This is a genomic window from endosymbiont of Galathealinum brachiosum, from assembly GCA_003349885.1.
In the GTDB taxonomy this organism is placed as follows: Bacteria; Pseudomonadota; Gammaproteobacteria; order SZUA-229; family SZUA-229; genus SZUA-229.
The window spans coordinates 1-24,600 of record QFXC01000014.1 but is presented as its reverse complement, the minus strand read 5'-3'; the positions used below and the strand labels follow the sequence as shown (position 1 = coordinate 24,600).

At 40.9% G+C, this 24,600-nt stretch carries 23 protein-coding genes and 1 pseudogene; 11 read left to right on the top strand and 13 right to left on the bottom strand.

What is annotated here, in order from left to right; all coding sequences use genetic code 11:
• Positions 1–227: 227 nt before the first annotated feature.
• From DIZ80_16670 to DIZ80_16630, 9 genes and pseudogenes are all read right to left on the bottom strand, one after another.
• Positions 228–377, bottom strand: a pseudogene (locus DIZ80_16670) (hypothetical protein).
• A gap of 123 nt (positions 378–500) precedes the next feature.
• The gene (locus tag DIZ80_16665; protein RDH80663.1) at positions 501–956 is read right to left on the bottom strand and encodes a hypothetical protein; all 456 of its coding nucleotides are present in this window, start codon (positions 954–956) and stop codon (positions 501–503) included.
• A 226-nt stretch (positions 957–1,182) separates the two neighbouring features.
• Complete coding sequence (locus DIZ80_16660) at positions 1,183–1,518, bottom strand: hypothetical protein (protein RDH80662.1); 336 nt, start codon at positions 1,516–1,518, stop codon at positions 1,183–1,185.
• Between the two features lie 194 nt (positions 1,519–1,712).
• Positions 1,713–2,417 (bottom strand): NrdJb, encoded by a 705-nt coding sequence (locus DIZ80_16655; protein RDH80815.1) that lies wholly within the window; start codon positions 2,415–2,417, stop codon positions 1,713–1,715.
• Between the two features lie 137 nt (positions 2,418–2,554).
• Positions 2,555–4,708 carry an adenosylcobalamin-dependent ribonucleoside-diphosphate reductase gene (locus tag DIZ80_16650; protein ID RDH80661.1) on the bottom strand — a complete coding sequence of 718 codons (2,154 nt, stop codon included), beginning with the start codon at positions 4,706–4,708 and terminating at the stop codon, positions 2,555–2,557.
• A 619-nt stretch (positions 4,709–5,327) separates the two neighbouring features.
• Entirely contained in the window at positions 5,328–6,896 is a 1,569-nt protein-coding gene (locus tag DIZ80_16645; protein RDH80660.1) for an inorganic phosphate transporter, read from the bottom strand.
• 166 nt (positions 6,897–7,062) lie between these two features.
• Entirely contained in the window at positions 7,063–7,716 is a 654-nt protein-coding gene (locus DIZ80_16640; protein RDH80659.1) for a phosphoglycolate phosphatase, read from the bottom strand.
• Positions 7,717–7,723: 7 nt separating this feature from the next.
• Positions 7,724–8,431, bottom strand: a complete 708-nt coding sequence (locus DIZ80_16635) for a bifunctional 3-demethylubiquinol 3-O-methyltransferase/2-polyprenyl-6-hydroxyphenol methylase (GenBank protein RDH80658.1) — start codon at positions 8,429–8,431, stop codon at positions 7,724–7,726.
• A gap of 212 nt (positions 8,432–8,643) precedes the next feature.
• Complete coding sequence (locus DIZ80_16630) at positions 8,644–9,972, bottom strand: TRZ/ATZ family hydrolase (protein RDH80657.1); 1,329 nt, start codon at positions 9,970–9,972, stop codon at positions 8,644–8,646.
• Between the two features lie 299 nt (positions 9,973–10,271).
• Between DIZ80_16630 and DIZ80_16625 the strand changes: the two genes are divergently transcribed.
• From DIZ80_16625 to DIZ80_16610, 4 genes are all read left to right on the top strand, one after another.
• The gene (locus DIZ80_16625; protein ID RDH80814.1) at positions 10,272–10,871 is read left to right on the top strand and encodes a penicillin-binding protein activator LpoB; all 600 of its coding nucleotides are present in this window, start codon (positions 10,272–10,274) and stop codon (positions 10,869–10,871) included.
• 154 nt (positions 10,872–11,025) lie between these two features.
• Complete coding sequence (locus DIZ80_16620) at positions 11,026–12,381, top strand: hypothetical protein (GenBank protein RDH80656.1); 1,356 nt, start codon at positions 11,026–11,028, stop codon at positions 12,379–12,381.
• Between the two features lie 69 nt (positions 12,382–12,450).
• On the top strand, positions 12,451–13,470 hold the full coding sequence (locus tag DIZ80_16615; protein ID RDH80655.1) for a hypothetical protein: 1,020 nt from the start codon (positions 12,451–12,453) through the stop codon (positions 13,468–13,470).
• A 5-nt stretch (positions 13,471–13,475) separates the two neighbouring features.
• Positions 13,476–13,751: a hypothetical protein gene (locus DIZ80_16610; protein ID RDH80654.1), complete on the top strand. Its 276-nt coding sequence runs from the start codon at positions 13,476–13,478 to the stop codon at positions 13,749–13,751.
• Positions 13,752–13,882: 131 nt separating this feature from the next.
• Here DIZ80_16610 and gltA read toward each other — a convergent pair whose 3' ends face one another.
• Both gltA and DIZ80_16600 read right to left on the bottom strand, forming a co-directional pair.
• Complete coding sequence (gene gltA / locus DIZ80_16605; protein RDH80653.1) at positions 13,883–15,175, bottom strand: citrate (Si)-synthase; 1,293 nt, start codon at positions 15,173–15,175, stop codon at positions 13,883–13,885.
• 175 nt (positions 15,176–15,350) lie between these two features.
• Positions 15,351–16,223: a hypothetical protein gene (locus DIZ80_16600; protein ID RDH80652.1), complete on the bottom strand. Its 873-nt coding sequence runs from the start codon at positions 16,221–16,223 to the stop codon at positions 15,351–15,353.
• Positions 16,224–16,529: 306 nt separating this feature from the next.
• On the opposite strand from DIZ80_16600, the gene DIZ80_16595 reads away from it, so the two are divergent.
• Together DIZ80_16595 and clpA are read left to right on the top strand one after the other, a co-directional pair.
• Positions 16,530–16,853, top strand: a complete 324-nt coding sequence (locus DIZ80_16595; protein RDH80651.1) for an ATP-dependent Clp protease adapter ClpS — start codon at positions 16,530–16,532, stop codon at positions 16,851–16,853.
• An 87-nt stretch (positions 16,854–16,940) separates the two neighbouring features.
• Positions 16,941–19,205 (top strand): ATP-dependent Clp protease ATP-binding subunit ClpA, encoded by a 2,265-nt coding sequence (gene clpA / locus DIZ80_16590; GenBank protein RDH80650.1) that lies wholly within the window; start codon positions 16,941–16,943, stop codon positions 19,203–19,205.
• 77 nt (positions 19,206–19,282) lie between these two features.
• Here the strand turns inward: clpA and DIZ80_16585 are convergent, their stop codons facing one another.
• Both DIZ80_16585 and DIZ80_16580 read right to left on the bottom strand, forming a co-directional pair.
• A complete protein-coding gene (locus tag DIZ80_16585; GenBank protein ID RDH80649.1) occupies positions 19,283–19,501 on the bottom strand; it encodes a translation initiation factor IF-1 in 219 nt (72 codons plus the stop codon).
• A gap of 106 nt (positions 19,502–19,607) precedes the next feature.
• On the bottom strand, positions 19,608–20,459 hold the full coding sequence (locus DIZ80_16580) for a peptidase M23 (protein ID RDH80648.1): 852 nt from the start codon (positions 20,457–20,459) through the stop codon (positions 19,608–19,610).
• 176 nt (positions 20,460–20,635) lie between these two features.
• On the opposite strand from DIZ80_16580, the gene DIZ80_16575 reads away from it, so the two are divergent.
• The 5 genes from DIZ80_16575 to DIZ80_16555 all read left to right on the top strand — a co-directional run.
• Entirely contained in the window at positions 20,636–21,817 is a 1,182-nt protein-coding gene (locus DIZ80_16575) for a pyridoxal phosphate-dependent aminotransferase (protein ID RDH80647.1), read from the top strand.
• 17 nt (positions 21,818–21,834) lie between these two features.
• The gene (cysE, locus tag DIZ80_16570; GenBank protein ID RDH80646.1) at positions 21,835–22,668 is read left to right on the top strand and encodes a serine O-acetyltransferase; all 834 of its coding nucleotides are present in this window, start codon (positions 21,835–21,837) and stop codon (positions 22,666–22,668) included.
• A 118-nt stretch (positions 22,669–22,786) separates the two neighbouring features.
• The gene (locus DIZ80_16565; protein ID RDH80645.1) at positions 22,787–23,275 is read left to right on the top strand and encodes a Fe-S cluster assembly transcriptional regulator IscR; all 489 of its coding nucleotides are present in this window, start codon (positions 22,787–22,789) and stop codon (positions 23,273–23,275) included.
• Between the two features lie 8 nt (positions 23,276–23,283).
• Positions 23,284–24,414, top strand: coding sequence for a cysteine desulfurase (locus DIZ80_16560; protein ID RDH80644.1), 1,131 nt, complete (start codon positions 23,284–23,286; stop codon positions 24,412–24,414).
• A 22-nt stretch (positions 24,415–24,436) separates the two neighbouring features.
• Positions 24,437–24,600, top strand: a 164-nt coding sequence (locus DIZ80_16555) for an IscS subfamily cysteine desulfurase (GenBank protein RDH80813.1), incomplete at its 3' end; no start/stop codon positions are given.

The following is a 24,600-nucleotide window of genomic DNA, read 5'->3' as shown; positions in this document are numbered from 1 at the left end:
GTTAGTGTTATTTTATTCATGTTTGGATTCCACGATTAATATAAAAAATTATATATTAAGTATTTTAAAAATTATAGCGTCTTAGTCTTACAGGGTTTTGTGAAGCGTAGCGTAACAAAATTCCGGTATAGTGCCTTTTTTGTGTTTGTTTATTTAGTCACTGTATCAAAGGGGGCGGTGACATTTACTAATGATTCTCAGTTGTCACCGACCCCTTTAATCTATGTCTTTAACGTAGGTGATTTCCAATTGCCGTAAGCTTTACGAATTGTTACTACGCCATACTTTGCGACTTCACTTAGTACATCTTCGAACTTTCCAGCAGGTGCATTATCAGCATCTATAAATAATGCAATTTTTTGTTTAATATCATTCATATCAAAATTATACTTTCTATATAAAAATTAAAAGACCTTAGAGATAAATATATTCTAATTTAGAAACAATTGTGCTCTGACCCCAATTATTGGCATTTACTTAAGCTACTTTGTAAGGTTTTGTTACTTTTCTAGTTTTTTCATAAACCAGTTGATGAGAGAAGGTCCATGTTCATCGTATAGCTTGTCCATTTTTGACGTGACCCATTTATAAATCATGTAAGTGATTAAGGCTCCGACAAGAATAACAGGTACATTGAAACTATAATGATTGGGGTTTCTTGCTATGTGTATAAGTGAGCCCAAACCAAGACCACCTAATGCACCACCAAGCATTAGGGAGAGGACCCCCAAGGCACCGTAAAGTGCGCCTGAAACCCAGCCAATTGCCCCAAAAACAATAAAGAAAAGTATACCTATCGTGGCACCAATTGTACCGCCTCCAATAATATCAGCGAACATTTGAATGAATGATTTCTTCTCAACACCAACGAATAAAATGATTTGAATGCAAGCCCATAATGTAGCGCCACCAGCTGACAAAGTGACAATTTTTCTCGCTAATTTTTGTTTATCCATTTTATTGCCTAACATATATTAGCTATTAAAAACGACATGTTATAACACGTCATTATTGATATATAAATACATGTTTAGTCATCAATTCATTGATATTTAATAAATGATTTTTGTGAAAATATATCATTATATTGTGTGAGGTGCGGTAGGTTTTTTTCTAACTTCCATGTCCTCGTCTCCCTGTTGCGTATTGTTGCGCTTTCTAAGAAGCGCTTCGGGTCATCTCTTATTTACCTAGTGTTAACTGCTGCATTTGAGAGTTAAATTTTTCTACATTGTATTCACTGCGCATTATTCGCATGCAGTGAGCGCATAAACAGTCGTCGTACTGGCTGGATATGTAATCTCTGTGTTCCTGTTTTAACATTACGCTTTCGCACTGACAGTTTACTATATCACCTGATTTGCATTCGAAGTTGGTGTTGCAGTGGGGGCAGGTTTTTTGTTCGTGTTTTTGTGTTTTGTAAGCGCTTTGTTGCAGGGGTGCGGGGGCGCAGAGGGGTGGTTGGTTTTCACCTCTGGTTGGTATTTGTGAGCAGTTTGTATTTTTGTTTTCGTTCATTTTTTTTTGGGTTATTGTATATTTATTCCCGGGTTTTTTATGTAACTTATGTCACTGGGTTTTGGTAATTTTCTCTCTATCTATGTATATTTGCTCACTACATAAGATCCTTCGGCTTCGCTGAGGATGACAAATATAAGTTAATTTTTTATTGTTCTAAAAAGAAAAAGCCGGTGTTTAAACCGGCTTCGTTGTTATCCGCATTTGCTGTCGCCGCAGTTGAGGCAGGTCATGCAACCGTCCATTAAGATGGTGGCTTTGGTGCTACATTTTTTGCATAACTGTGCGCCAGCGGGGAAGCTGTTGCTGGTATCGTCATCACAGCTTTGTTCTGCTGTGCTGTGTTTCTGCTCGTAGGCAGCGCGTTTTTCGTCCATTATCTGTTGCTGGTGTTCACTGATGGCATCGTCTTTTATCATGCCGATCATTTTCATGTGTGATTCTATTGATTCACCAATTTCAGCAACTAATGAAGGCATGAACTTTCCGCCTTTTTTGAAGTATCCGCCCTGTGGGTCGAATACCGCTTTTAGTTCTTCTACCAGGAAGCAGACATCGCCGCCTTTTCTAAATACCGCGGAGATAACTCGCGTTAGTGCAACTACCCATTGAAACTGGTCCATGCTTTTCGAGTTTATGAATATTTCGTAAGGCTGGCGTGCTTCGTGGTCTGTGCCCTGATTTAGAATCACGTCATTTATAGTTATATAAAGTGCGTGTTCTGATAGTGGCGTTTTAACTTTGTAAGTTGAACCTAGTAGCATTTCTGGGCGTTCTACATTTTCATGCATGGTTTCGCGTTCGGGTGCAGTGGGTGCTACTGGAGCAACTTCTGCTACTTCTTCATCTTCTTTGACAACTTTGAATGCGACTATTTTTTTGTCGATTTTTGTGGCCATTGGCTTGTCCTGTTTTGCAGTGTTCATGTTTTATATTCTTTATATATACGGTTTGGTTTTAAAGTCACTGGATCCCTGCCTGCGCAGGGATAACGAAAAGGTGAGCTACTGCTTTTGCAGAAGCGACGGTAATTTAATTAAAACTTACCGTAGTAACCTTCTTTCAGTGCATCGAATAAATTCGCGGCGGTATGTATTTCTCCGTCGTAATCTATTTCTTCATTACCTTTTAACTCTACGGTTGAGCCATCATCCAGTGTGAACTGGTAAGTTGTGTTTTCAAGGTCTGACTCTTTAACCAGTACGCCCTGGAATACTTCAGGGTTAAAGCGGAAAGTGGTGCAGCCTTTAAGCTCCATATCGTATGCGTATTCGTAGATGTTTTTAAAGTCTTCGAACGGGTAGTCTGTTGGCACATTGGCAGTTTTTGAAATAGATGAATCTATCCATTTCTGTGCAGCCGCCTGAATGTCTACGTGTTGCTTAGGAGTTACCTGGTCTGAAGAGATAAAGTAATCGGGTAATTGCTCATCTTCGTTTTCGCTAAATGGCATTGCGTTAGGGTTAACCATTGCGCGGTATGCCAATAACTCGAATGAGAAAACATCTACTTTCTCTTTGGTCTTTTTACCTTCACGTATTACGTTACGTGCGTAGTGGTGTGCAAAGCTGGGCTCGATACCATTACTTGAATTGTTAGCCAGTGATAATGAGATTGTGCCAGTCGGTGCAATTGAACTGTGGTGTGTGAAACGACAACCGTGTTCTGCCATTGCATCAGTTAACTCTGCGTTTTCTTTACCAACTTTCTGCATGTAACGGCTGTATTTTGCGTGCAGTACTTTGCCTTTTACGGTGTCACCGGCTTTGTAACCGTCGTCAATCATTTCAGGGCGTTTGTAAAGCATAGCTGGCGTGACTTCAAAGTCTTCTTCCATAATAGGTGCCGGGCCTTTTTCCATTGCCAGTTGTAAACCGGTGCGCCAGCCTTGCATGGCCATTTCTTTAGTTACTTTTTCGGTAAATTCTAACGATTCATCAGAACCGTATTTAACGCCCATCATAGTCAGGGTAGAACCTAAACCTAAATAACCCATGCCGTGACGACGTTTGCTTTCAATTTCTGCGCGTTGCTGAGGTAATGGCAGGCCATTAATTTCAACTACATTATCTAACATGCGGGTAAAGATGCTGATGGTTTCGTTATAACCTTCCCAGTCGAATTTAGCTTTTTTAGTGAACGGGTCTTTTACAAAACGTGTGAGGTTAACCGAACCTAACAGGCAACTACCATAAGGAGGTAATGGCTGCTCACCACATGGGTTGGTTGCACGGATGTTTTCGCAGAACCAGTTGTTGTTAAATTCGTTTACCTTGTCGATAAGAATAAAACCGGGCTCTGCATAATCGTACGTAGAGGCCATGATGCTGTCCCATAAACGACGTGCAGGCACGACGCGGGTAATTTTGCAGGCAGTTAAACCCGTGTCGTTTGTAACGTAGTCACCTTTAACCGGCCATTCACGCCAGATAAATTCTTTTGCATCAGTCAGGTCCATGCCTTCCTGTGCACATTCTTTGCCCGTAACCGGGAAAGCCAGTGGCCATTCACTGTCATTTTTAACCGCTTCTACGAAGTCAGTTGTGATTAACAGTGACAGGTTAAACTGACGTAAACGACCGTCTTCACGTTTCGCTTTAATGAAATCAAATACATCGGGGTGACCTACATCGAAGGTTGCCATTTGTGCGCCACGACGACCACCAGCCGATGATACGGTGAAACACATCTTGTCGTAGATATCCATAAATGACAGCGGGCCAGAGGTATATGCGCCTGCACCTGAAACATAACCGCCTTTAGGGCGCAGGGTAGAGTACTCATAACCAATGCCGCAGCCGGCTTTAAGGGTTAAGCCCGCTTCGTGTACTTTTTCAAGAATGCCGTCCATTGAATCGGTGATAATGCCCGATACAGTGCAATTGATTGTTGATGTGGCTGGCTTGTGCTCCTGAGCACCCGCATTAGAAATAATACGGCCAGCAGGAATGGCGCCGTGGCGCAGTGCCCAGAGAAATTTCTCATGCCATTCTTTCTTTAATTCGTCTGTGGTTTCTACATCGGATAGTGCTTTCGCAACGCGTGCATAGGTTTCATCTATATCGTTATCTACCGCTTCGCCTTCTTTTGTTTTCAGGCGATATTTAGTATCCCAGATATCCAGAGATGCTTCCTGAAAGGGGACTTCATTGATATTGTTTGGGACAGCCTGCAATTGCGGTGCGCTCATTCATTTATCCTTATTATTATATGTAACTTTAAACGTGGTCTTTAATCGTGTAACACAAGCTCTAAATGGTCTTTTTCAGGCCAGCGCTCTGAAATCTGTATTAGCCATTCATTATGCTTATGTAGTGGTCTTTCGTATAAAATAACACAACATGTTGTGGTTTCAAGTAATGAATTATCATAGAGATGGGGATAAGTTGTGGGTAATTATGTATAAACTCTGGCATAGCTTGATGTGGCTGGTTATGCGCTTGATATTAGTCAATTCTGAAAAGTAGTGATTTACAGATGAACGGTATGTCCTTGTGTGTCCTGATTGGAGAGGGCACTATATGTTGTGGTTAAATCGTGATCAATGTTTGAAATATTAGTCGTAAGTCAGAAGTCTTTAGTCGTTAGTCAACAAGCAAAATCAAAGGCAAAGTCACAGGTAAAAACAGATATAAAATTGCTGACATTCTGATCAAAGTGGGAGGATCTGACTTCATGAAGTTGACTGATTTTACGGGTTTAAGATCCTTCACTAATGTTCAGGATGACAAAAAAAAGCGGGCTCTCCAAAGGAGAGCCCGCTTAAGACTTACGACTAAAGACTTACGACTAAAGACTTACGACTTCGCTTAAGGAAGCATTACACCTCGAATCATGAAGTAAATCATTGCTGCCATCAAACCTGTGGCAGGCACAGTAATAACCCATGCTGCGGCTATTTTGATTAACTGTGAACGTTTAACCAGTTCGTGTTTGTACACTTTACGTAACTGTTTGCGCTCTTTCTTGGATAACTCGGCTGTTGCTGAGTGCTTCTTTAGCTTTTTGAGCATATTGCTCTTTTCTTCTAAAGGCGCTTTTTTGAAGTCATTCAGGAAAGCTTCTATTGCTTCTTCGTCCTGCTCGTCATGGTGGGTTTTAATTTCTTCTACCATGGTTGAGTAGCTGGTTTTAAGGTATTCACGTAGGAAACCGACACCGAATACACCACCGACTGCTATGTGGGTTGAGCTGACGGGTAACCCTAACTGGCTGGCGATAATTACTGTGATAGAAGCGGCCATGGCTATGCTGAATGCACGCATCTGGTCTAACTCGGTAATTTCTGTACCGACGGTTTTGATTAGTTTCGGGCCGTATAAAGCCAGACCTAATGCAATACCGACTGCACCAATCATCATTACCCAGGTTGGGATGGATGCTTTTGTGGAAACACCACCCTGCATAATGGCATCATTGATTGCCGCTAACGGGCCAACTGCATTTGCTACATCGTTTGCACCGTGTGCAAAACTGAGTAATGCCGCGGCAAAAATTAATGGAATGGTGAAGAGTCTATTAACACCCGATTTATCATTCGAAATACTGTTTGCAGCATTTGCAATGAGTGGTTTTACAATAAAGAAAACCGCGATTGCAATTGCAATGCCGATGCCGGCTGCTGATAGAAAATCTACTTTTATCAGTTTCTTTATGCCTTTAAGGATAAGGTAAGTTGCAAATGCCCAGGCCATAATCGAGACAAGGATAGGCACAACTTTTTTTGCGGCTTCGGTCATCTCTGCTTTGTAAGTAATGGTTCGCTTGATGGTATAGAGGAAACCGGCCGCTATTAAACCACCTAACACGGGAGAAATTATCCAGCTGGCGGCTATCTGACTCATTTTACCCCAGTCAGCAATGGCGAAACCGCCGGCTGCTATACCTGCGCCGAGTACACCACCGACTATAGAGTGAGTTGTTGAAACGGGCGCACCAACCGCTGTTGCCAGATTAAGCCATAATGCACCGGACAGGAGTGCTGCCATCATTAGATAAATAAAGGTGCTGGAATCAGCAATCATCTTTGGATCGATAATGCCTTTTTTGATGGTGCTGACAACGTCACCACCGGCAATGAGTGCACCGGCTGCTTCGAATATTGCAGCAATAACAATGGCACCGGTTAAGGTCAGTGCGCGTGAGCCAACCGCGGGCCCCACATTGTTGGCAACATCGTTTGCACCGATGTTCATTGCCATATAGCCACCAATCATCGCAGCGGCTACTAATAAGAAACCGTTTTCAATGCCAATAACTGTGGAGCCTGTTACCAGCATAATGCCAACGATAAATACCATTGACAGACCCAGACGCAATGATTCACCACGTCCCTTTAAATTCGCATTGTCTATGCGTTTAATATCTTTAAATTCCAAAAGAGTTACCTCGCCGATCAGCGTTTATTCAGGTTGATTTAAGAGTCGCGTATTATGTGTTTATTTGGTTACAAAGTTGTTACAAAAATGTGACAACTGCAACTTTGCGAATAATGCGGTGAAGTGGTGAAATATACAAGTAACTTTTTACTAAATAGACAGCTATTTATAACAGATCAATAATTTCATCTGCTTTATCGACGCTAAAATCAGCGCCCCATTCATTTGTGCTTTCCCAGTTGCCAATATAACCGTAATTAGCAATGACAGTTTGCATGCCCGCATTAACACCAGCCTGTATGTCTCTTTGAGCATCACCGATATAAATGCAGTTTTCAGGGCGGCTATTAGCCTGTTTGCAGGCAAGATACATGGGCTCAGGATGTGGTTTACGATTTTTAGTGCTATCACCACTGATAATACAGGCAGCGCGTTCGGCTAAACCTATCTGTTCCATTAATGGATCGGTTAACCAGCCGGGTTTATTGGTGACAACGCCCCAGCGCATTTCCTGGTCTTCTATGTGTTCAATGAGTTTTTTCATGCCGGGAAATAAAACCGAATGAACACACAGTTTATTTTCGTAAATTTCCAGATAGCGTTTTTTGAGTCGATCAATTGTTGATTCATCTTCTAACTGCGGAAAACCCAGTTGAACCAGCGCAGCACTGCCATCTGAAACAACTGGGCGAATATGGGCAAAGCTCAAAATATCAAAACCTTCTTCTTCAAGCAGGATATTAAGTGCATTAGCCATATCTGGTGCGGTATCAATTAAGGTGCCGTCCAGATCAAACAGGACCGTATTTATTTTACTCATATGAAGTTTATTCAGCAGGTGATAGATAATGTGTCATGTAATTTACATCAACATCCTTACCCAGCTTGTAGTGACTGGTAACAGGATTATATGTCATGCCGGTAATGTTTTTTAACTGCAGGTCTGATTCGCGTGACCATTCATCTAACTCGGATGGTTTGATAAATTTAGCATATTCATGTGTGCCAGTGGGCAGCATTTTTAATAAGTACTCTGCACCAACAATGGCAAACAGGTAAGCCTTGGGGTTACGATTAATGGTTGAGAAAAAAACCGAACCGCCGGGTTTAACTAACATCTGGCAGGCTTTAATAACTGAAGCCGGGTTGGGCACATGTTCGAGCATTTCCATGCAGGTAACCGCATCGAATGAATGGGGCTGTTGCTCGGCCAGTTCTTCTACTGTAATTTGCTGGTAGTTAACTTCAACATCACTTTCCATAGCGTGTAATTTAGCAACAGAAAGCGGGGCTTTGCCCATATCAATCGCGCTAACATCGGCACCCAGCTGAGCCATGCTTTCAGACAGAATTCCGCCGCCGCAGCCAACATCAAGAACACGTTTACCATTTAACTGAACACGTTCATCTATATAGTGTAAACGCAGAGGGTTAATTTCATGCAGGGGTTTGAATTCGCCCTGACGATCCCACCAGCGGCTGGCGAGTTCTTCAAATTTAGCTATTTCGGCTGGATCTACGTTGAGTGTGGTCATACTTTAAAATTCATCTTATTGTTGATAACTTAAATCTTTCATTCTTCGACTTTGCTTAGAATGAAGGTTTCTATAATTCGTTGCATTTTTATGTAGGTGCACCTTCAGGTGCACATTAGCCAGCTGATTTCATAGCAACTATATTGTGCACCTGAAGGAACACCTACAAAGTAAACAGACTTAATCCTGTGTCATACCGACAAGGTTACAATTTATTCTTCATTCTCAAATGTGGAAATGACTTCATTCCATTTCCTGCATTTGTTCATTATATCCTGTTCATCCAGAGTCGTGAGTTCTTTATCTTTTAATAAATGACGACCCGCAACCCATACATCGGTTACCTGTTCACGGCCAGCGCTATAAACCAGGTTAGCAACCGGATCGTATATCGGGTTCATTTCAAGGGCTGAAAAATCGATAGCGGTTATATCTGCGTATTTTCCAGCTTCAAGGCTTCCTGTGTCTTGATCCAGGCCAAGTGCTTTTGCACCATTTATGGTTGCCATGCGAATGGTTTGCATCGCGGTGAGGGCAGTTGCATCTCCGCTAACGCCTTTAGCGAGTAAACTGGCTGTATGCATTTCTCCCAGCATATTTAAATCATTGTTGCTGGCGCTGCCATCTGTGCCAAGTGCGACATTAATGCCCGCATCCATGAGTTTTTTAACTGGGCAGAATCCGCTGGCCAGTTTTAAATTAGATTCTGGGCAGTGCACTACATGGCTGCTGGATTCGGCGAGTAATGTGATTTCTTCGTCTGTTACCTGAGTTAAATGTACAGCCATTAAATTGGGTGATACCAGACCAAGTTCATTAAGTCTTTCTAAAGGGCGTTTACCATGTTGTTTAATCGACTGTTCAATTTCATCGGCAGTTTCATGAACATGTATATGAATGGGTAAATCCATTTCATCTGCAAGCACACGTATACGACTTAAAGGTGCATCTGAAACTGTAAAGGGAGCATGGGGTGCAAAGGGAGTGTGAATTAAACTGTCACTGCGAAAGTGATCGCGTAGTTCCAGACCTTTGTCTATATATTCATCTGCATTACTGGCCCAGGCGCTGGGGAATTCGACAGCAATTAATCCAATGCAGGCACGTATGCCAATGTCACGTGCAAGTCGTGCGGTGACTTCTGGAAAAAAATACATGTCATTAAAGCAGGTGGTGCCGGAGCGGATCATTTCTGCAATGGCTAACTGGGTGCCATCATGTACAAATTCATCACTCACCCATTTTGCTTCAGCCGGCCAGATATGATTGTTTAACCAGTCTTCAAGTGGCAGATCGTCTGCTATGCCACGGAACAAACTCATGGGGCTATGTGTGTGCGCGTTAATTAAGCCCGGCATGAGTAAATGCTGATTGTAGGTTTTCTCAATCTGGGCGGTATATAAATTTGTGCTTTCTGAACTGGGCAGAATGTCCGTGATACGTCCGTCATCAATAATGATGCAATGATCGTGTAATAACGGGTCTGATTCTGTAACCGGTAAAATCCAGCGGGCGTGTAAAATTGTGTCAACAGATTTCATGATCGGCAAGATAACATAATTTTTACACCTAAAAGACTGTTTTTAGTGATAAATAGTGGTATAAATACATCACTTTATAAAAATCAGTTGTCCGACATGTATGTTGTAAGTTATTGATCTGTTCGCTTAGATAACAAACTGATTGCTACCTCTTAGCAATTTTTGAGGTAAATTGGATTGTTTCTTAACGCTTTTCCATTTCATGACCTACACTCTGCAAAGACTTCTAATTGATCTATACAAAGATTAACTCATAAAAAATATACAATTAATGGAGAGTAAATATGCAGTCTTTAAAACTGGGCCGAGTCATTTCTGTAGTGGCATTAAGTGCTTTATTGGCCTTTACAGCGGGTTGTAACAAAAAAGTTAGCCGTGTTGATACAAATGCAGTTACCGATTTAAGTGGTAAGTGGAATGACACGGACTCACGACTGGTTTCTCGTGAAATGATTGACGATGTTCTAACACGTCGTTGGTTAACCAAGTTCAATCGTGCCAAGGGCAAGCCGCCAACTGTTATTGTGGGTACTGTTCGTAACCTGAGCCATGAACATATAAATACTCGTACGTTTATTCGCGATCTGGAAAAAGAGTTAATTAACTCTGGTGAAGTTGAATTTGTGGCATCTGCTTCAGAGCGTGATGAAATTCGTTCAGAACGTCGTGATCAGGATTTAAATGCAAGTGAGAGCACACGTAAAGCAATGGGTAATGAAGCCGGCGCTGATTTTATGCTGAAAGGCACAATCAATACTATCGTAGATGCAGCAAGTGGCTCACAGGCGCGTTTCTATCAGGTTGATTTGACGTTGATTGATCTAGAAAGCAACCGTAAAGTCTGGGTTGGTCAGAAGAAAATCAAGAAAACTGTTGAGAAAAGTAGCTTTGGTTTCTAAATAAACCCGCTATATTTATAACAGGATTAAAAGATATAAAGGGTCAGGGACGACCTGACGTTCAGTTAGATTATGAACGTAATAAAATAATAAGTAAGTCATAAAAACAGGTATTAAACCTGCATATATAAACTACGTTAAGAGGTAAACCATAATGAGTATTCGTCTACTCGGTCGTATGGGAGCTGTGCTGGCTGCCCTGGCTATTCTAACATTACAGGGTTGTGCAACATCAGCTGATAAAACACGCGGTATGCGTCAGATGATGGAGTTAAACCGAAATGATCTTGCTTTAATCGAAGCGGAAAAACATCTGGCAAGTGAAGTTGAAGGTGTAATGGAAAACATGAATGTCGGTTTGTTACGACGTTTAAACAAAGATTATAAAGGCAGTAATGAGGCTTTTGAATTAGCTAAAGAAAAGATATCAGAATTATATACAACGTCTATTTCACAACAGGCGGGTGCTGCTGTAACCAATGATGAAAGTATTGATTTTCAGGGTTACAAATTTGAGCAGGTTCTAGTTCATCTGTATATGGCGGCTAACTATTTATCTATGGGTGATATTGATTCATCACGTGTAGAGCTGCTTCAGTCTCAGGTTAAAATGGATGAGTGGGGAGAGCCAAAAGATGAAACACCATTCATGCGTTATTTCTCAGGCATTATGTTTGAAATGTTAGGCGAAGAAGATACAGCTACCGTTTCTTACAGAAAAGCAGTTGATGCATATCGTAATACTAAAGAAAAACATGGTTTAAATGTACCTAAAACACTTAAGCATGACCTGTTAAGAATGCTGGCAAGAATGAAGTTATGGGGTGAGTATAAAGACTATAAGAAACAGTTTGGTCTATCTAAATACAAAGCACCAAAAACTAAAGGTAAGGGTGAGTTAGTGGTTGTGTTTGGTAATGGTCTGGCGCCTCAACGTGAAGAGAAAGTGTTTCAGACATTTTCTTCAGCACTGGCTTTAAATATTAAAGTGGCTGTTCCTGATTACCCCAATCCACCAGTTGTTTTAAATAAAGTGCGTTTGAATATTGATGGTAAATATTATCCATTAGAAATTGTTTCTAATATTGACGGACTGGCAAGAGCGGCATTGGCTGAAGATATGCCGATTATTACTACTCGTGCAATTGCGCGTGCGGTTATCAAGAAGAAAGCCGAAGAAGAAGCGGGAAATCAGGGTGGTTTCCTTGGTCAGCTTGCAATGATGGCAGTTAATCAGGGTACTGAAATTGCGGATACTCGATGCTGGAATACTTTACCGCAGGAATTTAAACTTGCACGTGTTTTCCTTCCACAGGGTAAACATAAAGTCCTGATTGAAGTGGTTGGCCCAACGGGTGCGGTAGTTGATACGATTACACGTAATGTGAGCATCAAGGCAGGTGCTAAATCTGTAGTCAGCAAACGTTGGACTGCACCAGAGCCTAAAGCGGTTCCAATGCAGCCAGTAGGTGGTCAGGCGGCAGCTCCAGCTGCAACACCAGCAACCTAGTCTTCACATGGGTGGGTTCTGTCAGTACAATGAACCCACCCAAATGTTGAATAATGGAATTATTAATACATGAAAAATAAAAGTAAATTTATTGCGGGCCTTCTTACAGGTCTGTTTTTTATTTCAAGTCCGCTTTTAGCTGATCCTAAACCAGACTGGGTTGAAGGGGATGCCGGATTCTATCCAAACAACCAGTACATGACAGCGACCGGCTCAGCTTCAAATGCTGAACTGGCAAAAAATAGAGCACTCGGTAATCTAAGTAAAATTTTCGAAACACATATTAAAGAATCTTCGACGACTAAATCTGATACCCATGTTTCAGTTAAAAATGGCGCGGAAGATTATACAAAGAAACAACATGTAGCTCAGCAAATTCAGGTGCGCACAGATAGCATTATACGCGGCGCACGTATCGCAGAAACATGGAAAGATACCACCGTATTCACCTATCATTCACTTGCCGTATTAGATCGTGCACATGCCGGTAATAATATAAAAAGTGAAATGTCTCGGATTGATAGTGAAACAGAGGCCATGCTAAATCGCAGTAATTCTCAGAACGATATATTGTTCTCATTGTCTGCTCTTGAAAAAGCAGTTGCTCTACAATATGAGCGTCAAACATTGCAAAATATGCTTAAAGTTATTGATACCCGGGGTAAAGGGTCGCCTGCAAAATGGAATATTGCTGATCTTAATGGCAAGTTAGAAAACAAATTGCAATCGCTTAAAATTGGTACAGATGTTGATACTGATCCCATTGGTAAGTTAAATCAGTTACTTAAATCGGCCATGGGAAATGCGGGTTTTCCAGCTGGAAACGGCGCTTCAGATTTCACGCTGGTTGCAAATTTAGATGTTCAAGACCTTGGCTTCAGACAGAACTGGTACTGGTTAAGAGGTAAGTTAAGTGTGAAGCTGGTAGAAGCGAATGGTCGTATTCGTGGCCGTAAACAATGGCCTTTGAAAGTCTCTGCATTACAGCGCAATGATGCTGAAAGCCGTTTAATGACTCAGGTAAGTAAAACGCTAAATACAGAATTAAAACCGGCCATCCTGGAATTCTCTACTGGAGTGAATCGATAAAAAATATGATTAAATTTCGTCAAATAAATAATAATGTTCTGAGCGCTATTCTTATGGTTTTTGTATCTGTTACATCATTGTCCTGTGCTATGTCACCGGAGAAAGATGTAGTTGATAAGAAATTAACGCAATGTGAATCACCCAGATCTCAGGTTTGTACACGTGATTATACTCCGGTATGTGGTTTTGAATCGGATGGTAATCACAAAACGTTTTCTAATGCCTGCACTGCATGTTCAAATGAAAATGTTATTAGTTATGATGAAGGTGCGTGTAAATAAAAATTAACTAATACGAAAGTATTCAGTACGCATTTCATTATTAATTTAAATTAATCTGAATTAAAAAAGCATCAATATTCAATCGGATATTGATGCTTTTTAGTTTGTGCTCTGAGGTTTTATAGTGACGTTTAACGCTTGTCTATTGGCACATAATCTCTTTGTTTAGCGCCAACATATATCTGACGAGGTCTTCCAATTCGTTGTGATGGATCAGATATCATTTCACTCCAGTGTGCGACCCATCCAACTGTTCTCGCGATTGAGAACATAACCGTAAACATATTGGCGGGAATATTTAACGCTCTATAAATAATGCCTGAATAGTAATCAACGTTTGGATAGAGTTTTCTTTCAATGAAATATTCATCTTTCAAAGCAACTTCTTCCAGTTCACCCGCAAGTTGTAGCAATGGGTTATCTTTATCGGAGATTTCAGCGAGAACTTTATGGCACATTTCACGTATCAGTGTAGCGCGTGGATCAAAGTTACGATAAACGCGATGACCGAATCCCATTAAACGGAACGGGTCATTTTTATCTTTTGCTTTGGCTATATATTTAGGTATGTTTGATACATCACCAATTTCTTCAAGCATTTTCAAAACAGCTTCATTTGCACCGCCATGAGCAGGCCCCCACAGTGATGCAATACCTGATGCAATGCAGGCAAACGGGTTTGCTCCAGAACTACCGGCTAAGCGAACCGTTGAGGTACTGGCATTTTGTTCATGGTCTGCATGTAAGATAAATAACAGATTCATGGCTTCAATAGCTGTTTTGTTCGGTACGTATTCTTCGCAGGGGGTAGCGAACATCATGTGTAGAAAATTACCACAATAATCTAGATCATTTCTAGGATATATAAACGGTTCGCCCACATTATGTTTGTAACAGGCAGCAGCGATAGTTGGAATTTTAGCGATCATTCGGTGAGCAGAAATTTCACGATGACGGGGGTTATGTATATCGAGTGAGTCATGATAAAACGCAGACATAGAACCGGTTACACCGATCATGATTGCCATAGGGTGAGCGTTATAATGGAATCCATCAAAAAACGTTCGCATTGTTTCACGAATCATTGTGTGGTGCATGATGATGCTTTCAAAATCGACCAGTTCAGTTGCTGTTGGTAATTCTCCATACAACAACAAATGCGCAACTTCCAGAAAATTACTTTTAGCGGCAAGTTGCTCAATTGGATATCCACGGTAACGTAAAATACCTTTTTCACCATCTATGTAGGTGATTGAGCTTGTACAGCTGGCGGTAGATACAAAGCCCGGGTCAAATGCTAATAAACCTTTTTCTTTATATAGTGCAGTTATGTCGAGCGCTGAAGGGCCATCTGTACCCGAAACTAAGTCCAGGTTTACACAGTCACCGGTAGCTGAATTGGTTAAGCTGTACTTATCTGCCATGATTAAAACCCTTGTTTAAACCGTTTATCTGAATAACGAAGTATAGAACAGAAAGTGATGATTAGAAATGTATGGTTTACTAATTAGGCAGTTGTGAGCTTATTAATGTTCAGATAGGTAGAAAAAAGAAGGAGGGGGAGTGTTTAAATGGAAAAGTTAATCGTATTCTTTAAATTTAGCGGCAACCTCTGCTAAAACGATTACGACCACCACAAATCATGTCCATTGGATGATCCTCATCTTTTACTTCAGCTTTAGGGGGGGCGGTTTTAATAACGGGTTTTGATTTTTCCGTAACAAGTTTTGCCTGTTGATTTTTTGCTTTTGTTTCTTTTTTAACTGTTTTTGTTTTTTGTACTGGTTTTTTTGCAGGCGATTTAGTCGTTTTTATATTACCTGTTTTTGTTGTTTTTGCGACAGTGGGTGTTATTTTTGTCGGGGTAGCAACAGGGGGTGTTGTAACTGCTTTTTTAACCGGTAATATAACAATGGGTACGATATTTTGCTTTTCTTCTTCAGTCAGGTATTGATCCTGTAACTGAGCTAATTCTGCTTCAACACGCGCAATTTCAGTATCTGATCCAGGTATGTTTCCGCCTGCGGCTTTTCGTAAAAGTTTCAAAGAACGGGTCAGACTTTTATTTACCCCTGTGCCTTCTGAATACATTTGACCCAGTAAGAACAAGGCTTCACCTTCGTGAAATCGAGCATCAGTTTTAAGTTTTTTTAACCATTCTTCGTGTTTTTCTCTAAAGCCATTTTCTTTGATTTCAAGATAAGTTAAACGATTACTAGCGGGTTTATAGTTTTGAAATTCTGCTTTTTTATACCAGATAATGGCAAGCACTGGGCTCTTTTTTATACCTGATCCGGTTTCATACATCAGGCCTAATTTAAACTGTGATTCCGCATTGCCGCGTTTTGCCATCTCTTTCTGAAATCTGAATACAGAAGCTGAAGAATCATATGTATCAGCGTACAAATTTACCTGCATGCTATTTATAAGAAGCAGTAAAAGTATGTTTAATTTGAGGTGTTTTATGTTCATTTTTATAATGTAAAGTTCGATTTATGCCGTTGTTAGTCAAAGCCAGATTTACATAGCCGCGGAACTTTATACTATAGCCTGAGTTAAGAGTAGTTTAAATCACCCGTTCAGACGATTGGTAAGACTTTTTTTCTTTAATTATCTTAATGATCATAAAAATGGTGTGTCTAATTGTTATTATTTTCGTGTAAAATACTCATATTACCTGATTATAGGGTATATCCATGTGTTGAAAAAACACTGCGTGTTTAAAATACAGCTATTTTCGGAAAACCCTAAAAGCTTGAACTACAATGAGAGTATGGCATGAGTGATCATGAATCTGACTGGGATCTAAATGACGGTCTGGCGGTTGAAGAAGCCAAACCTAAATTGAAACCTCCTAAGAAATACAAGGTCGTATTATTAAATGATGATTACACGCCAATGGAATTTGTGGTGCAGATCCTGAGTAAATTTTTCAAAATGAACCAGGAAGAAGCAACGCAGATCATGTTACTGGTGCACACCAAGGGCGAAGCAGTTTGCGGTGAATTTAACTACCAGATAGCAGAAACCAAGGTAGAGCAGGTTAATGACTACTCCAGACAGCACCAGCATCCGCTGATGTGTACGATGGAAGAAGCTTGATCTGCTACTGAGTAATCAGGTTATTAATTGATAAAAGTGGCTGAGCCACGACGTTGGTTCTCCACTCATAACTAATGAGGCGATGTTATGTTGAGTAAGGAGCTAGAGGCTTCACTAAACGTCGCGTTTAATGAAGCACGCAATAAGCGGCATGAATATATTACGGTAGAGCATTTATTACTGGCTCTGCTGGATAACAGCAGTGCAAATTCTGTATTGAAAGCCTGTGGTGCCGATCTATTACGCCTAAAAGGCGATCTCTCCCAGTATCTGGATGAAAATACCCCCGTATTTCATGAAGATCAGATTGGTGAAGTTCAGCCAACTTTAGGTTTTCAGCGTGTACTTCAACGTGCGGTATTTCATGTTCAATCATCAGGTAAGAAAGAAGTTACCGGTGCTAATGTACTTGTTGCCATTTATGGTGAACAGGAATCACAGGCAATTTATCTATTACATCAGCAGGATGTAAATCGACTGGATATAGTTAATTATGTTTCCCATGGTATTTCAAAAATATCAGAAGAAGATGATGGTCCGGCAGATATAGACTCATCTGTTGATGATATGGGTGATACTGAAAATCAGCCATTAGACAAATATGCGGTTAATCTCAATATAAAAGCCATGCAGAACAAGATCGACCCATTAATCGGTCGTGAGAGTGAAGTTGAGCGCATGGTACAGATTTTATGTCGTCGTCGTAAAAATAATCCGTTACTAGTCGGTGAAGCCGGTGTGGGTAAAACCGCTCTGGCTGAAGGTCTGGCTAAAAAGGTGGTTGACGATGAAGTGCCAGATATTCTAAATGGTTCAACTATCTACTCCCTCGATCTGGGTGCACTGGTCGCAGGTACCAAATATCGGGGTGATTTTGAAAAGCGTCTGAAAGGGGTGTTAAAGCAGCTTTCAGATGATCCTGGTGCAATACTCTTTATTGATGAAATTCATACCATTATTGGTGCTGGTTCTGCATCCGGTGGTGTAATGGATGCCTCTAATCTGATTAAGCCGATGTTAGCATCAGGTGAACTTAAGTGTATCGGTTCTACGACCTATCAGGAGTTCAGAGGTATTTTTGAAAAAGATCATGCATTAACGCGACGTTTCCAGAAGATAGATGTAGATGAACCAAGCATCTCGGAAACCGTTGAAATATTACGTGGCCTGAAACCACATTATGAAGAACACCATAATGTTAAATATAGCCTGAATGCACTCAAATCAGCTGTTGAATTATCCAGTCGTTATATGATGGATCGTTTCCTGCCTGATAAAGCTATCGATGTGATTGATGAAGCGGGTGCTCATCGTAATATGAATAACAAAGATGGTAAGTCTAAAAACATCAATGTTAATGATATTGAAAATATTATCGCTAAACTGGCACGTATCCCGGCTAAAACCGTTTCTTCTTCAGATACGACGGTATTGAAGAATCTTAAACGTAACCTGAAACTGGTTGTATTTGGTCAGGATGAAGCCATCGACAATATGTCTAATGCGATAAAAATGTCACGCTCAGGTTTGGGTAATCCGGATCAGCCCGTTGGTTCATTTCTGTTTGCAGGCCCAACCGGGGTGGGTAAGACGGAAGTAACCAAGCAGCTCGCCAAAGTGATGGGCATTGAGTTTATACGTTTTGATATGTCTGAATACATGGAACGCCATACTGTTTCACGATTGATAGGCGCTCCACCGGGATATGTGGGTTTTGATCAGGGCGGTTTATTGACTGATTCTATCAATAAGCACCCTCATTCTGTATTACTGCTCGATGAGATTGAGAAGGCACATCCGGATGTATTTAATCTGTTATTACAGGTTATGGATCACGGTACGCTTACCGATACAAACGGCCGTAAGACGGATTTCCGTAATGTCATTCTGATTATGACAACCAATGCAGGGGCGCAGATGATTAGTCGTCGCTCAATGGGTTTCCATGAGCAGGATAACGCGACTGATGGTATGGAAGAGTTAAAGCGTATGTTTACGCCTGAATTCCGAAATCGCCTTGATGGCATTATTCAGTTCAAACCGCTGGATGAACGTACGATTAGCAATGTTGTGGATAAATTTATTATTCAACTCGAGCATCAACTTGAGCAGAAGAAAGTATCTATGCATGTTGATAATAAAGCGCGTAACTGGTTAGCTAAGAAAGGTTATGACCCTAAAATGGGTGCGAGACCAATGGCGCGTGTCATTCAGGAGCACTTAAAACGCGTGCTTGCAGATGAGCTTTTATTTGGAAAACTGGCGAAAGGCGGAGACGTTAAGGTTAGTTTGAATGCAGAAAGCGATGATTTACAGGTTGAGGTTCAGGAAAAGGAGACTGTAGAGAGTTAAATCCTGTTTAATCATTATTTCAGGAAATAAAAAAGGCCGTGTAATACACGGCCTTTTTTAATGGGAATTTGAATAACTTACTTTTCGCGATAAACGATACGGCCTTTTTCAAGATCGTAAGGTGTCATTTCGACTGTTACCTTATCGCCTGTCATTATGCGAATGTAATGCTTACGCATACGGCCTGAAATATGGGCTGTCACAACATGACCATTTTCAAGTTCTACACGGAACATAGTATTTGGCAGGGTTTCTAAAACCGTGCCGTCCATTTGTAATGCTTCTTCTTTTGCCATTAAGCTCTTCTCAGCGATAAAACGTGATAAATAATGCGGCACAATTATCAATAATTTGAGACATTAAGCAAGTTCTTTAAGCTTTTTTTACAAATTAGTGCTCAATTTATTCCGATTTGTAATATTCAGCCGCTTTTTCAGAGAGTTGTGGCAGAAATTGTAATGGATCGACTGTTGTTCGATTTGCAATGATCGCCAGGTGTAAATGAGGGCCTGTGACCCGTCCGGTTTCACCAACGGTGCCAATGATTTGGCCTTTTTCAATCTTATCACCCGGTTTGACTGTAATGGTATGCATGTGAGCATACAGGCTAATCAGACCCTGGCCATGATCCAGATAAACCATATTGCCACTAAAGAAAAAATCACCGGATTCAATAATGGTGCCGGATTCTACCGCTTTTATGGGGGTACCCTGTGGTGCAGCTATATCAAGACCTGAGTGTGGGCGTCGCGCCTGTTCATTAAAAAAGCGTCTTAAACCAAAGATACTTGAAATTCGACCATCAACCGGAACGGTGAAATCAGCTTTTGTCGGATCAGTCGTCCATATTTTCTTTGCTTTTGCTTTACGTTTTTTCTCACTCAAAATGCGTTCCATATCTTTTTCATATGGATTGACCTTACGTTTGTTTTTGATCGTTAAATACTGAGCTTTATAAGTTTTTGATTTAACATCGAAGCCAAGCTTTTCAGTTTTGCCCTGATTATTGCGAATTTCAATATAATGTTTACCTGGTTTGGTGTTTAGAGACAGTCCAATTAAAAGGTATTTTGCTTTATCATCACTTACGACCGCTAATTTTCGTTTATTGAATCTAGCTGTACTGGCAATATGGTTATTATCCAGTGGTAACAGTACAATGCCACCGGGTACCGGGTTTGATTGTGGAAAAGCGAAAGCGGTGCCGGATATGGCAAGCGTAAAAAATAGTGTGATTTTAAAAAGTAATTTCATATATATTTATTAATGCCCTGAGTTATCTGTTAGTTAGCTTAATTGTTTCTTAAAAACTGTTTAGTACGTTTTGTCTGAAGCGATTTAACCAAATAATAATATTTGAAGAATACACTATATACAGATGGATTAATCATAATTTAGTTTTAACCGCTATTCGAGTAAATGTATTACAAATGAAAGACGATCAAATTGCCAGTCGCATGCAGGGTATCAGTCCATTTTATGTTATGGATTTACTGGCTCAGGCAAAAAAACTTGAAACACAGGGGCATGATGTTATTCATCTTGAGGTAGGTGAGCCTGATTTCCCTACATCGCAGATTATAAATAATGCGGCTATTCAGGCAATTGAATCTGGTTATACAAAATATACTGCCGCCACTGGGCTTCCAGAGTTGAAGTCAAAAATCTCTGAATATTACCGACAGCGTTTAAACGCTACGGTAAAACCCGATAACATTATCATTACTCCCGGTGCATCAGGTGCATTGCAGCTTGCTTTATCTGTGCTGATAAATTCAGGTCAAAATGTGTTAATGGCTGATCCGGGTTATCCCTGCAATCGACATTTTGTACGTTTGTTAGATGCCTGTGCCCAGACTATTCCCGTTGATGCGGATACGCGTTATCAGTTAACACATCAGTTAATTGAAACTAACTGGCAGGATAATACGGCGGCTGTTCTTTTAGCTTCACCTTCAAATCCGACCGGGACTTTGATTGGTCGTGATGAGATGCAGAAAATAATTAATCTTGTTAAAAAGAAAAAAGGATTTTTACTGGTTGATGAAATTTATCAGGGGCTGGTGTATGACCAGATGGATTTTTCTGCTGCTGAATTGAGCTCAGATGTTTTTGTGATTAACAGCTTTTCAAAATTTTTCACAATGACGGGATGGCGACTAGGCTGGTTAGTTGTTCCAGATGCCTTTATTGAACCCGTAGATCGTCTTGCGCAAAACCTGTTTTTATCTCCTCCAACAGTTTCACAATATGCGGCTTTATCTGCATTTAATGAAGAAACTTTAAAGTGTCTAGATGCTCAGCGAGATGAATTAAATAAACGCCGAGAATTCTTACTGGCCGGTTTGATAAGCATGGGTTTTAAAATAAATGTTAAACCGGGTGGTGCATTTTATATTTATGCAGATGTTTCAAAATTTACGCATGACAGTTTTAAGTTTTGTAATGATTTATTACATCAGTCTCATGTTGCAATAACCCCCGGAATTGATTTTGGTGAGCATCAGGCAAACCGGTATGTACGTTTTGCTTATACTCAAAATATAGAAAAATTGCAGATGGCACTTGACCGCATTGGTGATTTTCTTTCAAACTATAGACATCAGAATTAACTAATATTGAGATTATCTTGTCTTCATTTCTAAAAGACCTTAAAGAAGATGTAAACAGCGTATTTGATCGTGATCCGGCCGCACGTACATTTTTTGAGATTATTACCACCTACCCAGGTGTTCATGCGCTCATTTTTCACCGTTTTTCACATGCCTTATATAAAAGCGACCTCAAGTGGCTAGCACGTGTTTTGTCTAATATTGTTCGCTGGTATACCGGTATTGAGATTCACCCGGGTGCAAAAATCGGCCGGCGTTTCTTTATCGATCATGGTACTGGCATCGTGATAGGTGAAACTGCTGAAATAGGCGATGACGTTACGCTTTATCATGGTGTTACTTTAGGTGGCACAACGTGGAGTAAGGGCAAGAGACATCCTACGCTTGAAAATAATGTTGTTATAGGTGCCGGGGCAAAAGTGCTTGGGCCTATTACTATCAAAACAGGTGGCCGCGTAGGTTCTAATGCCGTGGTGACTAAAGATGTACCTCAGGGGGCAACGGTAGTGGGCGTGCCTGGGCGAGTCATTGAGAAAGCAACGCTTGATAAAAATGATCAGAGAGCAAAGACGGCTGAGAAAATGGGCTTTGATGCTTATGGTGTTGCGCAGGATGCACCTGATCCGGTGGCGACCGCTATCAATTGCATGTTAGATCATATTCATGTGATGGATGAAAAAATGGAGCGTATGTGCAAGGCGCTTAAAGCAATGGATGCTGAACTGGATGATATTCAAATTCCAAAACTGGGTGATCTTGAGATTCAAACTGAGTCCAGCCACCATGAAGTAGATTTATCGGAAATTGATGCAGATCAAAATACTGCAAAAGATACAACTGAAAACCCTTAAATTTTAACTACTTAGGGGGAATCTTAATACTTGACTAAAATACTCGGGTTTGAGTATACTTGCGCCTCGTTTATGACTCCTGAATTTATCAGGATGAACTCATGCAAGAGATTAAGTAATGAGACTGACCACTAAAGGCCGCTATGCGGTTACCGCTGTATTAGACCTTGCTTTTCACCAGGAGCAGGGGCCTGTGTCTCTCGCTGACATCTCACAACGTCAGGGAATCTCTCTCTCCTATCTAGAACAGCTTTTTTCTCGCTTACGTCGTAATAATGTCGTGAGCAGTACTCGTGGCCCGGGTGGTGGGTATTCGCTTGCTCGTGATGAGGAAGATATCTCCATGGCACAAATTATCGTAGCCGTTGATGAGAGTTATGATGCAACCAGTTGTGGTGGAGAAGGAACCTGTAGTAACGATAGTTATCAATGCTTAACACATGACTTATGGATGGAACTTAGTCAGGAAATACATGGTTTTTTAAATGGTATTACTCTGGCTGAAATGAAGTCACGTAATGATGTTGTTGATGTAGTAAAACGTCAGGAAGGGCAGGTTACCGGAACTGATGGAAGTCCAATTGGTTCTATTGTAGTCGAATCCTAAGTAGCTGAATGCCTGTATATCTGGATCATAATGCAACCACACCTCTTGATTCCGAGGTGGTAGAGGCAATGATGCCTTATATGACTGGTTTATATGGTAACCCGTCCAGTGTGCATCGTTTTGGTCGTTTAACCCGTGATGCATTAGAGCAGGCAAGAATGCAGGTTGCAAACCTTGTAGGCGCACAGCCAAAAGAGGTTATTTTTACTTCTGGCGGAACAGAAGCAAATAATCTGGCAATCAGGGGTGTATTAGCAAATCGATCTATATCCAGGTTTGCGGTAAGTGCAATTGAGCATGCGTCTCTAATAGCTCCATCTGCATTAATGGCAGAGCAGGGCTGGCAAATGGATATGATACCTGTCGATACACAGGGTGTTATATCCGTTACAGAATTACAGAAACAATTAGGTGATACCACCCAAATGGTATCAATAATGGCGGCAAATAATGAAACCGGTGTTTTACAGGATTTATCAACTTTAGTTGATACAGTAAAAACCTCGATAAATAATGTGGTTTTTCATAGCGATGCATGCCAGATTGCGGGTAAAATGCCGCTTGATTTTGCAGCACTCAAACTGGACTTAATGAGTTTGTCATCTCATAAGTTATATGGACCGCAAGGTTCAGGCGCTTTGGTTGTTAAAAGCCATGTTGATCTACAGCCTTTGATTGTGGGTGGTGGACAGGAAAAGAACAAAAGAAGTGGTACCGAAAACCTGTTATCGATTGTAGGGTTCGGCGCTGCAGCTGAGCTGGCATCAAAAAAGATTCAGCAACGAAAATCTCATGTGTCTGAGCTTCAGGTGCAATTAATAGATCGATTAAAAGAACTACAGGGAATTGTCGTTTTTTCACTGGAAGCACCGCGTTTACCTAACACGGTTATGTTTTCAGTGAATGGCATTGATGGTGAAGCGCTATTAATGCTGTTAGAAAGAAAAGGCTTTGCAGTTTCGAGTGGTTCGGCCTGCGATAGTGGAAGCACTGAGCCCAGTCATGTTTTACTGGCAATGTCGGTAAAACCTGAAATAGCCAAAGGCGCAATACGCGTGAGTTTTGGTGAACAGAATACAAGTGACGATGTGTTTCAGTTTATTGAAGCACTTGTAGATATTAAACAACAATTTAACTAGAGATAAATATAACGTGAGCGATTTGAATTTACCCATCTATTTTGATTATTCAGCCACTACGCCGGTAGACCAGCGTGTTGCGGATGTAATGATAAAGTACCTGACAGTCGAGTCAGACTTTGGTAATGCGGCCAGCCGTAGCCACAGCTTTGGCTGGGCAGCAGATGAAGCGATAGATACGGCTCG

Bases quoted from the DNA above. Each gene is read 5' to 3' on its own strand.
- DIZ80_16575 (RDH80647.1), top strand. From the start codon at position 20,636: ATGAAAGACGATCAAATTGCCAGTCGCATGCAGGGTATCAGTCCATTT.
- gltA (RDH80653.1), bottom strand. From the start codon at position 15,175: ATGGCAGATAAGTACAGCTTAACCAATTCAGCTACCGGTGACTGTGTA.
- DIZ80_16635 (RDH80658.1), bottom strand. From the start codon at position 8,431: ATGACCACACTCAACGTAGATCCAGCCGAAATAGCTAAATTTGAAGAA.
- DIZ80_16565 (RDH80645.1), top strand. From the start codon at position 22,787: ATGAGACTGACCACTAAAGGCCGCTATGCGGTTACCGCTGTATTAGAC.
- DIZ80_16640 (RDH80659.1), bottom strand. From the start codon at position 7,716: ATGAGTAAAATAAATACGGTCCTGTTTGATCTGGACGGCACCTTAATT.
- clpA (RDH80650.1), top strand. From the start codon at position 16,941: ATGTTGAGTAAGGAGCTAGAGGCTTCACTAAACGTCGCGTTTAATGAA.
- DIZ80_16595 (RDH80651.1), top strand. From the start codon at position 16,530: ATGAGTGATCATGAATCTGACTGGGATCTAAATGACGGTCTGGCGGTT.
- DIZ80_16630 (RDH80657.1), bottom strand. From the start codon at position 9,972: ATGAAATCTGTTGACACAATTTTACACGCCCGCTGGATTTTACCGGTT.
- DIZ80_16655 (RDH80815.1), bottom strand. From the start codon at position 2,417: ATGGCCACAAAAATCGACAAAAAAATAGTCGCATTCAAAGTTGTCAAA.
- DIZ80_16620 (RDH80656.1), top strand. From the start codon at position 11,026: ATGAGTATTCGTCTACTCGGTCGTATGGGAGCTGTGCTGGCTGCCCTG.
- DIZ80_16665 (RDH80663.1), bottom strand. From the start codon at position 956: ATGGATAAACAAAAATTAGCGAGAAAAATTGTCACTTTGTCAGCTGGT.
- DIZ80_16650 (RDH80661.1), bottom strand. From the start codon at position 4,708: ATGAGCGCACCGCAATTGCAGGCTGTCCCAAACAATATCAATGAAGTC.
- DIZ80_16600 (RDH80652.1), bottom strand. From the start codon at position 16,223: ATGAACATAAAACACCTCAAATTAAACATACTTTTACTGCTTCTTATA.
- DIZ80_16610 (RDH80654.1), top strand. From the start codon at position 13,476: ATGATTAAATTTCGTCAAATAAATAATAATGTTCTGAGCGCTATTCTT.
- DIZ80_16615 (RDH80655.1), top strand. From the start codon at position 12,451: ATGAAAAATAAAAGTAAATTTATTGCGGGCCTTCTTACAGGTCTGTTT.
- DIZ80_16580 (RDH80648.1), bottom strand. From the start codon at position 20,459: ATGAAATTACTTTTTAAAATCACACTATTTTTTACGCTTGCCATATCC.
- DIZ80_16560 (RDH80644.1), top strand. From the start codon at position 23,284: ATGCCTGTATATCTGGATCATAATGCAACCACACCTCTTGATTCCGAG.
- DIZ80_16585 (RDH80649.1), bottom strand. From the start codon at position 19,501: ATGGCAAAAGAAGAAGCATTACAAATGGACGGCACGGTTTTAGAAACC.
- DIZ80_16660 (RDH80662.1), bottom strand. From the start codon at position 1,518: ATGAACGAAAACAAAAATACAAACTGCTCACAAATACCAACCAGAGGT.